The organism is Microlunatus elymi (assembly GCF_007362775.1).
GTDB classification, from domain to species: Bacteria; Actinomycetota; Actinomycetes; order Propionibacteriales; family Propionibacteriaceae; genus Microlunatus; species Microlunatus elymi.
In genome coordinates this window covers 543,503-558,044 of record NZ_CP041692.1, presented here as the reverse complement: position 1 = coordinate 558,044, position 14,542 = coordinate 543,503, and the positions used below count along the sequence as shown (strand labels likewise).

Annotated in this window: 14 protein-coding genes; 7 read left to right on the top strand and 7 right to left on the bottom strand. The window is 67.2% G+C overall.

From position 1 onward, the window contains the following. The first annotated feature begins 29 nt into the window (after nucleotides 1-29). Entirely contained in the window at nucleotides 30-278 is a 249-nt protein-coding gene (locus FOE78_RS23975) for a cell division protein CrgA (protein ID WP_407662640.1), read from the top strand. A gap of 10 nt (nucleotides 279-288) precedes the next feature. Here the strand turns inward: FOE78_RS23975 and FOE78_RS02395 are convergent, their stop codons facing one another. Next, nucleotides 289-1,038 (bottom strand): TetR/AcrR family transcriptional regulator, encoded by a 750-nt coding sequence (locus FOE78_RS02395; RefSeq protein WP_228266009.1) that lies wholly within the window; start codon nucleotides 1,036-1,038, stop codon nucleotides 289-291. Between the two features lie 601 nt (nucleotides 1,039-1,639). On the opposite strand from FOE78_RS02395, the gene wrbA reads away from it, so the two are divergent. The 3 genes from wrbA to FOE78_RS02380 all read left to right on the top strand — a co-directional run bounded on the left by wrbA (nucleotide 1,640) and on the right by FOE78_RS02380 (nucleotide 4,352). After that, nucleotides 1,640-2,248, top strand: coding sequence for an NAD(P)H:quinone oxidoreductase (gene wrbA / locus FOE78_RS02390; protein WP_143984903.1), 609 nt, complete (start codon nucleotides 1,640-1,642; stop codon nucleotides 2,246-2,248). Between the two features lie 107 nt (nucleotides 2,249-2,355). Next, nucleotides 2,356-3,522 (top strand): thiolase family protein, encoded by a 1,167-nt coding sequence (locus FOE78_RS02385; RefSeq protein WP_143984902.1) that lies wholly within the window; start codon nucleotides 2,356-2,358, stop codon nucleotides 3,520-3,522. Between the two features lie 62 nt (nucleotides 3,523-3,584). Next, nucleotides 3,585-4,352 (top strand): 3-hydroxyacyl-CoA dehydrogenase, encoded by a 768-nt coding sequence (locus FOE78_RS02380; RefSeq protein WP_143984901.1) that lies wholly within the window; start codon nucleotides 3,585-3,587, stop codon nucleotides 4,350-4,352. Nucleotides 4,353-4,361: 9 nt separating this feature from the next. On the opposite strand, the gene FOE78_RS02375 is transcribed toward FOE78_RS02380, so the two are convergent. Further along, on the bottom strand, nucleotides 4,362-5,129 hold the full coding sequence (locus FOE78_RS02375) for a class I SAM-dependent methyltransferase (protein ID WP_143984900.1): 768 nt from the start codon (nucleotides 5,127-5,129) through the stop codon (nucleotides 4,362-4,364). Nucleotides 5,130-5,228: 99 nt separating this feature from the next. Further along, nucleotides 5,229-6,059 (bottom strand): aminoglycoside phosphotransferase family protein, encoded by an 831-nt coding sequence (locus FOE78_RS02370; protein WP_143984899.1) that lies wholly within the window; start codon nucleotides 6,057-6,059, stop codon nucleotides 5,229-5,231. Nucleotides 6,060-6,104: 45 nt separating this feature from the next. Between FOE78_RS02370 and FOE78_RS02365 the strand changes: the two genes are divergently transcribed. Next, the gene (locus FOE78_RS02365) at nucleotides 6,105-7,436 is read left to right on the top strand and encodes an MATE family efflux transporter (protein ID WP_143984898.1); all 1,332 of its coding nucleotides are present in this window, start codon (nucleotides 6,105-6,107) and stop codon (nucleotides 7,434-7,436) included. A gap of 555 nt (nucleotides 7,437-7,991) precedes the next feature. Here FOE78_RS02365 and FOE78_RS02360 read toward each other — a convergent pair. Both FOE78_RS02360 and FOE78_RS02355 read right to left on the bottom strand, forming a co-directional pair. Beyond that, a complete protein-coding gene (locus FOE78_RS02360; RefSeq protein WP_143984897.1) occupies nucleotides 7,992-9,650 on the bottom strand; it encodes an ABC transporter permease in 1,659 nt (552 codons plus the stop codon). After that, nucleotides 9,647-10,612 carry an ABC transporter ATP-binding protein gene (locus FOE78_RS02355; protein WP_143984896.1) on the bottom strand — a complete coding sequence of 322 codons (966 nt, stop codon included), beginning with the start codon at nucleotides 10,610-10,612 and terminating at the stop codon, nucleotides 9,647-9,649. Before FOE78_RS02355 ends, FOE78_RS02360 begins: the two co-directional genes overlap by 4 nt. A gap of 78 nt (nucleotides 10,613-10,690) precedes the next feature. Here FOE78_RS02355 and FOE78_RS02350 point away from each other — a divergent pair, with 78 nt between their 5' ends. Both FOE78_RS02350 and FOE78_RS02345 read left to right on the top strand, forming a co-directional pair. Next, the gene (locus FOE78_RS02350) at nucleotides 10,691-11,221 is read left to right on the top strand and encodes a GbsR/MarR family transcriptional regulator (protein WP_143984895.1); all 531 of its coding nucleotides are present in this window, start codon (nucleotides 10,691-10,693) and stop codon (nucleotides 11,219-11,221) included. A 142-nt stretch (nucleotides 11,222-11,363) separates the two neighbouring features. Next, nucleotides 11,364-12,251, top strand: coding sequence for an aminodeoxychorismate lyase (locus FOE78_RS02345; RefSeq protein ID WP_168207336.1), 888 nt, complete (start codon nucleotides 11,364-11,366; stop codon nucleotides 12,249-12,251). Between the two features lie 16 nt (nucleotides 12,252-12,267). On the opposite strand, the gene FOE78_RS02340 is transcribed toward FOE78_RS02345, so the two are convergent. Continuing rightward, a complete protein-coding gene (locus tag FOE78_RS02340) occupies nucleotides 12,268-13,746 on the bottom strand; it encodes a multicopper oxidase family protein (protein ID WP_143984893.1) in 1,479 nt (492 codons plus the stop codon). Nucleotides 13,747-13,767: 21 nt separating this feature from the next. Next, on the bottom strand, nucleotides 13,768-14,271 hold the full coding sequence (locus tag FOE78_RS02335; RefSeq protein WP_143984892.1) for a hypothetical protein: 504 nt from the start codon (nucleotides 14,269-14,271) through the stop codon (nucleotides 13,768-13,770). Between the last annotated feature and the right edge of the window lie 271 nt (nucleotides 14,272-14,542).

Genomic DNA, 14,542 nt, shown 5'->3' with positions numbered 1-14,542 from the left:
GCAAGCTGAACATCGCCATCGCCGCGGCCCTGGTGGTGCTGGCAGTCGTCCTGTTCCTGGTGCTGCGTCCGCGCACCGGCACCCCGTACGCACCGGGCAGCCGCCGCTGGGTGCCACCGACCTTCATCGCCGTCGGCTTGTTCGGCGTCGCCTGGCTGATCGTCTACTACGTGGCCGGCACGGCGGTCCCGTTCATGAGCGCGCTCGGCAACTGGAACATCCTGATCGGCATGGCCGGGATGGCTGCCGCCTTCATCATCGCCACCCTCTGGAAGTAGTCCGACCGCACTACCCCAGGCCGGTGACCAGCTGATCGAGCCCTGCCTTGATCTGATCGACTCCGTAGCCGAGGTCGTTGCGCTGCGCCAGGAAGCGCCGCGCCTCCAGATTGGTCAGCAAGGCGCCGGCGAGATAGGTCGCGTCGAGGCCCGGCCGGACCTGCCGGATCAAGATCGCCAGATGCTGATGATGAGCGTTGTACGCCCCGCCGCCCCGGGTTCGCGGATCGTCACGCACCGTGGCCATCACCGGTGCGTACAACTCCAGCAGATCGACGAAGGCGTGCAGGAACGCCTTGATTCGCTCCACCGGCTCCGCACCCGGCCCGAGCGGAGGCGGCCCGGAAATCATCTGCTCCTGCAGTTCCCGCTCGTGCTCATCCATCAACGCGTCCACCAGACCGGCCTGATCGCCGAACCGGCGATACACCGTGCCGACCCCGACGCCGGCGTGCGCTGCGACCTCGTTCATGGTCAGTTCCTGCGGACCGCGCTCGTCGATCAGCTCCCGGGCAGCCTGCAGGATCCGCTGCCGGTTACGGGCCGCGTCCGAACGCTCCGGCGGAGGCGACTGCAGCAGCGTCAGATCACCGAGTACGGGCCGATCCCGGTCGACCGACCGCCCAGCGTTCACCCTGGCACCCCCGAAGTGCTTGTCCGACGGACCGCCGCGATCGGCGGCCAGCATCGAGACTAACCGGATCGGATTCCGGATTCGGTACGCGTCGGAATACTCCTCCTGCCCGGCATCCTCCGGCACCAGGTGCACTCGTCCGGCTCCCGGTGCGCTCGCACCCCACCACCCCGCCCTCTGCTGCTCGGCTTGGTTCCCGCGCACCTGCGGTGCAGCCGCGGATGTCGGAACCTGCGCGGGAGTACCGCAGGTGCGCGGGAAGCGTGCCGAGCCTTCGGGGTCCTGCTGCGAGGCGGACGCCGTGGTGAATCACATCAATGTTGTTTCTCCACAGTGGGGATAACTCCTGTGGACAACGGGCTGTGGATCGGCGCCAACCCACTGCCGACCCGCCCGCGATCTCCTGCTCAGGCGAGAGGGCGGCAGCAGAGGCGGGAAGTGGCCACGCCCCGAGCTGAGCAGGAGACCCGCGACCAGTCTGGCCAATCGGCCTGCGGGATCCGCGGACGAATCGCCGTACACCTCGGTGACGAGACCTCGAACGCGTCGGACGCTCATCAGCTTCTGCACAGTTCCCCAGCTGAGCCGCTGCGGCACCCGGGGTGGGCGGGCAGGAACGACTCTCAGATCGCAGCCGCTTTCCGAACTTGAACAATCAACCCAACGGGCCTATGCTGCGTAACCGGATAGCAATCCGTTTACGTTCGGCAGTACGAGGAGAACCCCCATGAGCGAGAGCGTCAAGACCGCCGTCATCTACTACAGCTCCACCGGCAACATCCATCGGCTGGCCGAAGCGGCCGTCGAGGGTGCGGAGAAGGCCGGCTCCGAGGTGCGACTGCGCCGGATCCGGGAGAACGCACCGCAGGCCGCCATCGCCAGCAACGAGGCATGGGCCGCCCACGCCGCCGCGACGGCCGACATCCCGGTGGCCGAGCTCGACGACCTGGACTGGGCCGACGTCGTGATCTTCGGCGCCCCCACCCGCTACGGCAACATCCCCAGCCAGCTGCAGCAGTTCATCGACACCACGAACCCGCTGTGGCTGCAGGGCAAGCTGGCCGACAAGGTCTACACCGCCTTCACCAGCACCCAGACCGCGCACGGTGGCCAGGAGTCCACGCTGCTGTCGCTCTACACCACGCTCTACCACTGGGGCGGAATCGTGGTTGCCCCTGGCTACACCGACCCGATCCAGTTCCAGACCGGCAACCCGTACGGCACCTCGCACATCGCCGTCAGCGAGCCGAGCGAGGTCACCCTGGACGGCCTGCGCTACCAGGCTCGTCGCGCCGTCGAGATTGCGGGCGCCCTGAAGGCCGGCCGCGCCGCCTGAGCACACCCGCCACGGATCCCTGAGCCTGTCGAAGGGTCGATTTCCCGGTCCTTCGACAAGCTCAGGGCCCACACTGCGGATGGCTACCGGCGAGTAACGTGTCCGGCATGCGAACCGCGGTCATCGTCGACGTCCTGCGCACTCCGACCGGCAAGGGGAAACCGGGCGGTGCGCTGTCCGACATCCACCCCGCCGACCTGTTGGCCCGGGTGATCCGCGGCCTGGTCGAGCGCACCGGAATCGACCCGGAACTGATCGAGGACGTGCTCTGCGGCTGCGTCAGCCAGGGCGGCGAACAGGCGATGAACATCGGACGCACCGCGGCGTTAGCAGCCGGGCTTCCCGAATCGGTACCGGGCACCACGATCGACCGGCAGTGTGGATCCAGCCAACAGGCCGCTCACTTCGCCGCCCAGGGTGTGATCGCCGGGGCGTACGACGTGGTGCTTGCCTGCGGCGTCGAGTCGATGAGCCGGGTGCCGATGTTCTCCACCTTTGCCGGCAAGAACCCGTACGAACCGCTGCAGTCCCGCTACCCGGACGGGCTGGTGCAGCAAGGAATCAGCGCGGAGCTGATCAGTGCGCACTGGAAACTCGATCGGCCGACCCTGGACGCGTTCGCCGCCGAATCTCATCGCCGCGCCGCGCAGGCGACGCAGGACGGCACCTTCGCCGACGAGATCATCGCCATTGATGATCATGAAACCGATGAGACCATCCGGCCCGGCACCACCGCCGAGGGGCTCGCCCAGCTGAAGCCTGCCTTCTACGATCCGGCGATCGGTGAACGGTTCGACGAGATCGACTGGACGATCACCGCCGGCAACTCCTCCCCGCTGACCGACGGCGCCGCCGCCGTGTTGATCATGAGCGAGGAACGCGCTGCCCAGCTCGGGCTGACCCCGCGTGCGCGATTCGTGTCCTTCGCCGTCACCGGCAGCGACCCGTTGTTGATGTTGACCGGCATCATCCCGGCGACCCGAAAACTGTTGGAGCGTTCGGGTTTGAGCATTGATGATCTTGACGCGTACGAGGTCAACGAGGCGTTCGCACCGGTCCCGTTGGCCTGGCAGCGCGAATTCAACGCCGACCCGCAGAAGCTGAATCCGCGCGGCGGCGCGATCGCACTCGGCCATCCACTCGGCGCCACCGGAGCCAAGCTGCTGACCAGCCTGGTCAGCTACCTTGATCGGACCGGTGGCCGCTACGGCCTGCAGACCATGTGCGAGGGCGGCGGAATGGCCAACGCCATGATCATCGAGCGCCTCGACTGACGCCTTCGTCATTCCGGATTCGCCACCCTGCAAGGGCATTCTCACGCCGTCGAGAGGAAGTCATGGACATCAATGATCGCAGCGTCGCACTGATCACCGGCGGTGCGTCCGGGCTCGGCTTCGCCACCGCGACCCGGCTGGCGGCCGCGGGAGCACCGGTCGTACTGGTCGATCTTCCTTCCTCGCCAGGGGATTCCGCGGCCGACAAGATCAACGGCACAGCCCGATTCGTCCCCGCGGATGTGACCGACGCCGAACAGGTCACTGCCGCGTTGGACGTTGCGGCGGAGCTGGGTGAGCTTCGGTTCGTGATCAACTGCGCTGGCATCGCCGCCGACGTGTTCCGGGTGGTGGGCAAGAAGGGCCCGTTCCCGTACGACAAATTCCGCCGCACCGTCGAGGTCAACCTGATCGGCACGTTCAACGTGATCCGGCTGGCCGCCGAACGGATGCTGCAGGCGGAGCCGATCGGTGAGGAGCGCGGCGTGATCATCAACACCGCCTCGGTCGCCGCCTTCGACGGCCAGATCGGGCAGGCCGCGTACTCCGCGTCGAAGGGCGGCATTGTCGGCATGACCCTGCCGATCGCTCGTGATCTTGCTCAACACCAGATCCGGGTGATGTCGATCGCGCCCGGCATCTTCAACACCCCGATGATGGCCGGACTGCCTGCCGAGGCGCAGGAGTCGCTCGGACACCAGGTGCCGCATCCGAGTCGGCTCGGCCGTCCGGAGGAGTACGCCCAGCTGGCCGAGTCGATCATTCGCAACCCGATGCTGAACGGCGAAACCATCAGGCTGGACGGCGCGATTCGGATGGCGCCGCGCTGAGGATCCCGGTCAGCGCCCCGCCGCGGAAGCACCGGGTAACGGCCGGAGCTTGAACATCAGAATGCCCAGATACTTGTTCATCCACGCCTGTTTGTGTGGGAAGCGTTGCCGGGCTTCCTCGGACAGCTGCGGCTCGACCGTGGTCTCGATCCACAGCCCGGCCGCGCTGAACACGTTCAGCAGGTCGGCCATCGTGTAGGGCCGTTTGGTCAGACTGATCTGATCGTTCCAGCTGCCGTGGCGATAGGAGAACGAGTCCGTGGCGAAGTACTCCTCGCCCAGCGAAGTGCCGTTCTGTTCGGCCCGTTCGACGGCGTACCGGATCGGCTGAGTCCGGGTCAACAGGATGAAGCCGTCCTCGGCCAGCATCGCCCGCGCCGACTGCAGGGTGCGGACCGGATCCTCCGCATAGCCGAAGGACTGCAGGAACAGGATTCGGTCGAACCTGCGACCGGCGAGTCCGGGCACCGATTCCAGGCCCGAGATATCGGCGCGGATGAGCTCCAACCCGGGCGGCGGATCGACGATGAAGTTGCCGCTGATGTCGACGCCCACGCCGCTGGCCGCTCCGTCTCGGATCAACGCCGCAAGCTTGCCGCCGTTGCCGCAGCCCAGGTCGAGCACCGATCGCCCCGTGACCTCACCCAACAGCTCCCTCTGCGCCGGCCATTCGACGATCCGATCCAGCGAATCCTCCCTGGCGCGCGCCCGCTCGTAGCCGGAAGCGAGTCCGGCCCATGGCTGGCTCGAGTCGCCGCCGGGTGTAGTCACCGTCATCGCAGAGTCGTCTGACGTCACGAACGACAACGTAGTGGCTGCCGGGATGTCCTGATCGGCAGGGAACCTTCCTGGGGACGCTTCCGCGGAAGCGTCTGGTCAATCCGGGCAAGGCACCTCACCGCCGTTGCCGGCCCAGAAATCCCGCGTTCGGCGAAGCCATCGGGCTTCGGCGGCGAAGGCTTGCAGGCTTCCGTCGTCGGCGAATCTGACCCACGGTTGCAGGCCCCAAGTGGCGAGTTCAGCGGTGTCCCCGCGCTCGGCTTCGATGACGTCGATTGCTGCTGCGACCACTTCGGCGGGCGAGTAGTCACCTCCGTACGCGTCGCAGAGCACGCTCAGTCGCCCAGGTAGATCGAGCCGCGAATCCAGGCCGTACTCCTTGCGCCGGCCCTCGGGCTGCAGCGGTACGAGCTGCCAGGCCAGGTAGGCGAGGTCGTCGATGCGACGGCCCGGCCGGGCGAAGTCCCAGTCGATCAGCCCGACCACCGTGTCGTCGACCCAGGTCGTGTTGAACGGGCTGAAGTCGCCGTGCCGGATGATCTCGCCCGGACCGGCCAACGGGTTGCGCCACACCGCGCCCGGCGGCGGCCGGAAGTCGCTGACCGCGTCGTGGTAGCGGCGCAACAGCCGGCCGAGCTGCGCGACGCCGTCGTCGTCGCAAAGCACTCGCGGCCAGTTGGTCCACGGCATCGTTTCGCCCGGCAAATAGCTGAGCACCTCCCGGCCGAGATCGTCGATGCCGAGGACTCGCGGCGACTCGGCGAAGCCGACCTCTTCCAGGTGACGCAGCAAAGCGTGCACGGCCGGGGTCCAGGGCCCGCTCGTGCGCCGTACGGTGTCGCCGACGCGAACGACGTCGTTCACGAACCCGCCGGCGAGCGGAATCTCGTGATCATGGGGCCGATCGGGATCCGGTCGAGCTGTCATAGCCGAATCCTGCCGCTGCCCACCGACAGTGCAGGATAGGCGGCGATGTCCGCCACCTCGTCCTCCCGCGCCTCGGTTCGTGCCCTGGACCGCGAGATCTTCCTGCTCGCGGTGCCGACCTTCGCGACGCTGGTCTCCGAACCGGCGCTGCTGCTGGCCGATTCGGCGATCATCGGACACCTCGGCACCACCGAGCTGGCCGGGCTGGGCATCGCCGGCAACCTGCTCGGCATCCTGACCGGGCTGAGCATCTTCCTGGCTTACGGAACCACGGGCACGGTGGCCCGTCGGCTCGGCGCCGGCGATCTTCGCTTCGCGTTGGCCGGCGGACTCGACGGGATGGTGCTGGCCGTGCTGCTGGGCGCCGTCCTGTGCGGGCTGTTGCAACTGCTGATGCCGACGGTGATCGGCTGGTACGGAGTCGGGCCGGAGGTGGCGTCTGCAGCTCGGTCCTACCTGCGGATCGCGGCCTGCGGGCTGCCGTCGCTGTTGTTGATCTTGGCCTCCACCGGGGTGCTGCGCGGCCTGCAGGACACCAGGACTCCGTTGTTCGTGGCGATCAGCTGCAACGTGATCAACATCGGGCTGAACTTCCTTTTCGTGTACGGGTTCGGGCTTGGCATCGCCGGCTCAGCCACCGGCAGCCTGATCGCGCAGACCGGCAGCGCGGTGCTGCTGGCCACCGTGGTGTTGCGCGGCGCCCGACGCAATCACACCAAGATCAGCTTCCATCCGCGGGGCGTCCTCGCGGCAGCCCGATCCGGCTTCTGGCTGGTGATCCGGACCGCCACGCTGCAGTTGTCGATCACCGTCACCACCGCGGTTGCGGCCGGCATGGGTGCGATCGCGTTGGCCACCCACCAGGTTGCCAACAGCCTGTGGACGTTTCTCGCCTTCGCGCTGGATGCGCTGGCCATCGCTGCCCAGGCAGTGATCGGCCGCTATCTGGGGGCCGGAGACGTCGACCTGGTGCGTCGATTGACCCGGCGGATGATCGGCTGGGGCGTGCTGGCCGGGGTGATCTTCGGGCTGGTCGTCACCCTCGCCCGGCCGTGGGTTGATCAACTCTTCTCACCGGATCCGGCGGTGCAGGAGCTGCTTCGCCAGGTGTTGCTGGTGATCGCCTGCATCACCCCGCTGGCGGGTGTGGTGTTCGTCCTGGACGGGGTGCTGATCGGTGCCGGCGACGGCCGCTATCTCGCCCTCGCCGGCCTGATCGCGATGGCGTCGTACGTGCCGCTTGCCCTGCTGGTGCACGGTTTCGGCGCCGGTTTGGTCTGGCTGTGGATCGCGTACGGGGTGTTCATCCTGGCCCGGATGATCACGTTGGTGCTGCGGGCTCGGACCGACCGCTGGATGCGTACCGGTCTGGCGTGACCGTCGCCCCACCCGAACGGCCGCGATGACTGCAGTCGCCCGGCGCCTTCCCATCGCCGGAGTCCATGCCCGAAAATCCCGCACGTGCCGGAAATTCCAGGTCCCCGCTCACCTTTTCCACCCGGTGTTGGGTTCGGGCGGACCGTTCACGTCCCGGGCGTTCGTTTCCCACCCGGGGATGGGTTCGGTCGGGCCGTCGGGCGCCAGGACCGTTCGTTTTCCACCCAGAGCTGAGTTCCGTCGGCCCACCTGTTCCCGGGGCGTTCGTTATCCACCCGGAGTTGGGTTCGGACGCGCCGAAAATCCAGCACGTGCCGGAAAATCGAACCCCACGCAGCCCGAGACTCCCGAGAACCCCACACGTGCTGGAAAATCCGCACTCCAAGCCGCTGCGAGCCCCGAAAATCCCACACGTGCTGGAAAATCCGCGCCGACCCGGGCCCGGAAAACTCAGCACGAGTTGGAGATTTCCTATTCCCACCAATCCCGGGCCCAGAAATCCAGCACGAGTCGGAAAGTCCCGTCCCGGGAGTCGGGCGAGCCACCCCGTGAGCGCTACTTCAGGTCAAGATCACGGCGGCGCAGGCCGGCGATGCCGATGATCACCAACGCCGCCGCGATCGCGGTCAGCACGATCTCGGGCAACCAGGTGACGTCGTGCACCGGCACCTTGGCGACGTAGCCGAAGGGCTGCAGCTTGTTCATCCAATCGGGCAGTTGCAGGATCTGGCCGAGGTAGCCGACGAAGAACGAGTAGACCACCAGCGCCCAGGCCACCGGCGCCAACCGCGGCAGCCAGCCGTACAGGGCAACCGCAACGCCCGCGGTCACCCAGACGGCCGGCGCGTAGGCCAACGCCGACAGGGTGAGGGTGCCGATCAGACCTTGATCACCGGTCGCACCGGCACCGGCGACACCGAAGCCGAAGCCGGCGGCCGCCAGCACCACAGCCCCGCCGAGCATCGCCACCACCACGTGGCTGAGCAGCCAGCCGGCCCGGGACAAGCCCGTTGCCAGCAGTCCTTCGGCGCGTCCGCCGGACTCCTCGGCCCGCGGTCGCAGGGCTGCGATCACCGCGAACACCGCTGCGATCATGGCCAGCACGACCAAGATCATCGCGGCGAATGCGTCGGTCAACGAACCGCCGGTTTCCTTCAGGGCTTGATCAAGTGGCTCGACGCCGGACAGCATGCCCTTGATCGATCCGAGCACCGAACCGTACATCGCGCCGAGCACGAACGCGCCGATGGCGAAGCCGATGATCATGCCGCGATGCAACCGGACCGCAGCACCGATTGGCGTCTGCAGGAAGGCCGACGCGGTCCCTCGGCCCAACCGGGCAGCCCGCAGGCCGGCGCCGACGTCGCGACGAGTGCTCAGCCAGAAACCGATCGCTGCCGTGATCACCGCGAGACCGAGTGCCAGCAGCAACGGCCACCAGCGATCGTCCACGTAGGCGTAGGTGCGCTGCGCCCAGCCGATCGGCGACAACCAGGACAGCACGTCATGATCACCACTGTCGCCGGCCGCGCGCAACACGTACGCCAGACCGACGATCGCCAGCGACATGCCGATCGCACCGCGCGCATGGGCGGTGATCTGCACGGTGATCGCGGTGATCCCGACGAACACGATGCCGACCGCGGCATGGGCGAACCCGTAGAGCAGAGAACCGGCCAGATCCATCGAGTCGATCTTCAACGCCGCCAGCCCGAAACCGAGCGCCAGCGCCAGTACGACATTGGCCAGCACCGCAACCACGATCGCCGCAAACAACTGGGCATGCCGGCCGACCGGCATCGAACGGACCAGCTCGGCTCGCCCGGTCTCCTCCTCGGTCCGGGTGTTGCGGACGACGATCAGGATGCTGAGCAGCGCGACCACGACCGCGACCCAGCCGATCATCTGCTGGCTCATCATCGCGCCGAGGGTGTAGTTCTTCATGTACTCACGCGGTCCGGTCATCGCCAGTCCGGCGGGTGTGCCGAGCGAGGCCGCCGTGCGTGCGCGTTCGGCTGCATCGCCGTACAGGTTGGTGAATGCGGCGGCCACCATCATGGTGCTGCCGACGATGATCACCAGCCAGGCCGGCGTACGGATCCGCTCCCGTCGCAACGCGAATCTGATCATGATCCCGGCGCCGCCGAGTGGGTGATTGCCGGCGTCGGTACGAGGTGTGGCCGCGGACAGCCGCGACGTCGCCAGCGCGCTCATCGCCGAACCGCCTTCACGTGCCGTCCCTCGGAACGAGGCTCGTCGGCAGCGCCGCCGTTGCCCTTCAGCTCCGCCTCGTAGTGCCGCAGCATCAACTCCTCCAGGGTCGGCGGATGGCTGATCAGGCTACGGATCCGGTGTCGGGCCAGTTGATCGAAGATGGTGTCCAGGTGCTCACCGTCGGCGTTGAGTTTGATCTTGATCAGGCCATCGGCCCGATCGGTCTGCAGATCGTGGACTCCGGGCAGCTGATCCAGACCGGTCGGCGCCTCGGCCAACTCGGCGTTGATCTCGGTCCGGGTCAGGTGCCGCATCTGGCTCAGGCTGCCGGTCTGAACGATCTCGCCCTGCCGGATAATGCTGACCCGATCGGCCAACTTCTCAACCTGGGCAAGGATGTGGGAGGACAGCAGGACGGTCTTGCCGGCATCCTTGGCCGCAAAGATCACGTCGGAGAAGACGACCTCCATCAGCGGGTCCAGGCCGGCGGTCGGCTCGTCCAGCAGCAGCAGCTCGGCGTCGGAGGCCAGCGCGGCCACGATCGCCACCTTCTGCCGGTTGCCCTTGGAGTAGGCCCGGCCCTTCTTCGTCGGATCAAGATCAAATCGCTCGATCAGGTCGGCCCGGCGGGCCGGATCGATGCCACCGCGCAACCGACCGAGCAGGTCGATCGCCTCCCCGCCGGTCAGGTTCGGCCACAACTCCACGTCGCCGGGTACGTAGGCCAGCCGGCGGTGCAACGTGACGGCGTGACGCCAGGGATCCTGCCCCAGCAGCTCCACGGTGCCGGAGTCCGACCGGAGCAGTCCGAGCAGGATCCGGATCGTGGTCGACTTGCCGGCTCCGTTGGGTCCGAGGAAGCCGTGCACTTCCCCGGTCTCCACCTGTAGGTCGAGACCATTGAGGGCGACGGTGCGCCCGAACGACTTGCGCAGCTGATCGGCTGCAATCGCTGTTGACATGCCAACCAACGTACGCAATCTTCACAATCTTGTAAAGTTAAGGAAGTGTTAAAACGCAGTCCGCTAGGATCGGTGCCGATGACCACAGTTGACCACCGCGGCAAGGCGACCTCCCCGCCCGACGAGCCCGCGGCCTACCACGACCCGGCCGGCGTCGAGCGCTTCATCGAGCAGTTCGCCTCGGCGATGGTCGAGGCCGGCATGCCGCGGATGGCCTCTCGGGTAATGGCGTGTCTGATGACCACCCAGACCGGCACCATGACCGCGGCCGAGCTGTCCCGCCGGCTGCAGATCAGTCCGGCCGCGGTGTCCGGGGCGATCCGCTATCTGGCGCAGGTGCGGATGATCAGCCGGGAACGCGAGCCGGGCACCCGTCGCGACCGCTACCGCATTCAGCACAACGCCCTCTACGAGTCCATCACCAGGCGGGACACCTATCTGAGCCACTGGCAACGAGAACTGGAGGCCGGTGTCGCGGCTGCCGGCGAGGACACCGAGGCCGGGCGGCGCTTGGCCGAGACGGCAGAGTTCCTCGCGTTCATGAACCGCGAGCTGGACGGAATGCTGGATCGCTGGCAGGACCACCTGGCCAGTAAGCGCCGACGCTGAGCTCGGGCGGTCGCGTGGGATGGTCCTGCGCGGTTGCGAAGTTGAGGTGACGGCGTGATTCAATCGCTGGGGCGTGCCGCGCAGCCCCGCGCCATTCAACAGACACGCCCTCCCGGGTGTGCCCAGCGAGAAGGAACGACCGGTGACCGACGCAACCTTGGTGATCATTGACCCGGCGACCCCGCTGCCGGCCGGCACCGCTGCCCCCGAGGATCGGCTGCGGGTGCTGGATCCGCAGCAGCCGCAGATCAACGTCACCGACCTCGGGGTGACCCGCGGTGATGGGATCTTCGAGACCTTCGGCGTGGTCGGTGGCGACGTGCAGGCGGTGCAGCCGCATCTGCAGCGGTTGCAGCGCTCGGCGCGGATGCTGGAGCTGCCGGAACTTGATCTTGACGCGATCGAACAGGCGGTCCGACTGGCCGCTCGGCTGCACGAACGCGACGACGTGCTGGTGAAGTTGATCATCACCCGCGGCATCGAGGGCCTCGAGCAGCCGACGGCCTGGGCGTACGCGTTCGTCGGCGACGACTACAGCCACCGCCAGCATCACGGGATGAAGGTGGTCACGCTGGATCGCGGTTATCCGCGGGACATCGCCAAGACCTCGCCCTGGTTGCTGCAGGGAGCCAAGACCCTTTCCTACGCGGTCAACAAGGCGGCGTTGCGGGAGGCGCATCGGCGCGGCGCCGAGGACGTGATCTTCGTCAGCACCGACGGCTACGTGCTGGAGGGTCCGACCTCGACCGTGATCATGAAGGTCGGCGACGTCTTCGTCACGCCGCGTACCGATCAAGGCATCCTCGAGGGCACCACTCAGGCGGCGCTGTTCGGCATCGTCGCGTCGCTCGGCTTCGGCACCGACTACCGCTACGTACGGCGGTCCGAGCTCGACCAGGTCGACGGACTGTGGTCGGTGTCCAGCGGCCAGCAGATCACCCCGGTGATCAACCTCGACGGCACCGACCTTCCGTACGATCGCGAGCTCACCCAGACGATCTTGAAACGCCTGCAGTCCCGCACCTCCTGACTGAGCCTGGATGTGATCACTCGGGTTCGTTGGTGTCGTTCAGTCGGTACGGGGTGGTGACGCCCTGATACATCAGGTGGGCGATCAGGCCCTGCGCGGCGTGCGGCAGGTTGTGGCAGTGATCCATCCAGATGCCCGGATTGTCGGCTCGGAACGCGATCACGTACGTGTCACCGTCGCGGACGTTGATCGAGTCCAGCCACCACGGACTGCCGGTCGACGGCTCACCGTTGCGGGACAAGATCAGCACCCGGTGCCCGTGCAGATGCATCGGGTGCACATCGCCGCTGTGGTTGGTGATCGTCATCCGGACCACGTCGCCTTCGCTGACCATGAACATCGGCACCTTCGGCCACATCTTGCCGTTGATCGTCCACCACAGCCCGGGCTTTCCTCGTACGAAGCCGGGTCGCCGGCCGAGGTCGTAGCGGAACGTGCGATCCGGTGTGGCCGTTTGCAGATCCACCGGCACGTGCCGTCCGTAGCGCAGCAGATCGAGCTCCGGCTGCGTACCTGCGGTTGTCGGCGCACCGCCGTTGACGTCCACCCAGCCGACGCCGGAAATCTCCACCGTGGCAGGGATCGCGTCCAATCCAAGATCAACTCGGCCGCCGGCGGTGACCGTCACTTCGCGGTCCCTGACCTCGGTGGGTCCGACGACGTCGCTGCCGTCGGTGGCGAGCACCCGGTAGCCGGCGCCGGCGACCTGCAGCGTCACCGGCCCGTTGTCGGTGTTGATCACCCGCAGCCGCTGCCCGTCGCGAATGTTGATCTTGAGCCGGGCCGCTGATCCGTTCACGGTGCGTTTGCCTTGATAGAGGTGGATCAGGGCCACTGCATCGGACTCGGCTGTCGACCTGCGTGGTTCGACCACCAACGCACCCAACAGCCCGCCCAGCACCTGTTCATGAGACAGCTGATGCGAGTGATACCAGAAGGTGCCTGCGCGGTCGGCTACGAAGCGGTAGACGTACTCCTGCCCGATCTTGACCGCGTCCTGGGTCACCCCGGCGACACCGTCGGCCGCATTCGGCACGTCGACACCGTGCCAGTGCAGGGTCACGCCGTTCGGCACCGACTCGTTGATCAACTTCACTTCGACAAGATCACCTTGTCGCACCCGCAGCACCGGACCGGGCGTACGGCCGTTGATCAGGTAGCGATGTGGGCCGGCCTGCTGTGCGCGCAGGACGAAGTGTCGGTCGGCCGGCCCCGACCGAGCGACGAGACGGTCGACGGACACCACGCCACCTGCGTTGTGCCCGCCGGCGTCCCTACCATTTCCGCCGTGATGATCGTGGTGATCACCGCCGCCGGTCATCCCCGTCGACCCGGAGCGGTCGCGTTCGGCACGGACAGTACCGCCGCCACCGTCGACGTCCCCCATGTCGGCGGCCGACAGATCGTCCGGTGCGAAGCTGCCTGCCCAGAACCAGCCGATGACGGCCAGCAGGATCCCGGTGCCGAGCAGCGCGAGCACTGCCCTCACACGCATCGTCACGCCCTGACCAGCTGCTCAGACCTCGCTGGCGACGTTCGAGTCCGGCTGACCGATCCGCTCGATCGGCTCCGACGACTTGACGATCGGCTCGCCACCGAAGCGGAAGGCGACCAACGCGGCGGCGAACAAGAGCAGCGCGTTGACGCCGTGCAGGACGCCGACCCCGGCGACCTCATGCAGCTCGAGCCCGAGATACATCTGCAGCGCGACCAATCCGACCACGATCAGCGCCATCACCCGCGCATGAGCGGCCTTGGCGAAGAACGAGCTGATCAAGAACAACAAGGCGATGATCGGCACGATCATCATCCCGGTCATCCCGTGCAGCAGCAGGCCCTGCATTTCGGGAAACGGCAGATTCGTGCCGGTCTCGATCGCCGACTCGGTCTTGGCCTTGTCCAGCACCCCTCCCCCGTCGAGATAGCTGCCCAGCCCGGCGACCGCCCACACGATCACCGCGGCCTGAAAGGCAACAACGGCGCAGACCACAAGGGCCAGCACCCGATACACCATTCGCATGATGCGTTCCTTCCCCCAACGCCGGGTCCCCCACCCGGTCGTGATCTCACGCTAATGCGCTCGGCAACGGGAATCCTCAGTGCTAGTACGGAACCTGACGCCGCTCCGATCGCTCGCGATCGCTCGCCCGCCAGCCTCTCCGGCCGCACTTCCCGCCCGCCGCACTTCCCGCCCGCCGCACTTCCCGCTCGGTCGGCACTACGTTCCCGCGCACCCGCGGTGCTCCAGCGCAAGTTCGTACCTACGCGGGAGTACCGAGGGTGCGCGGGAG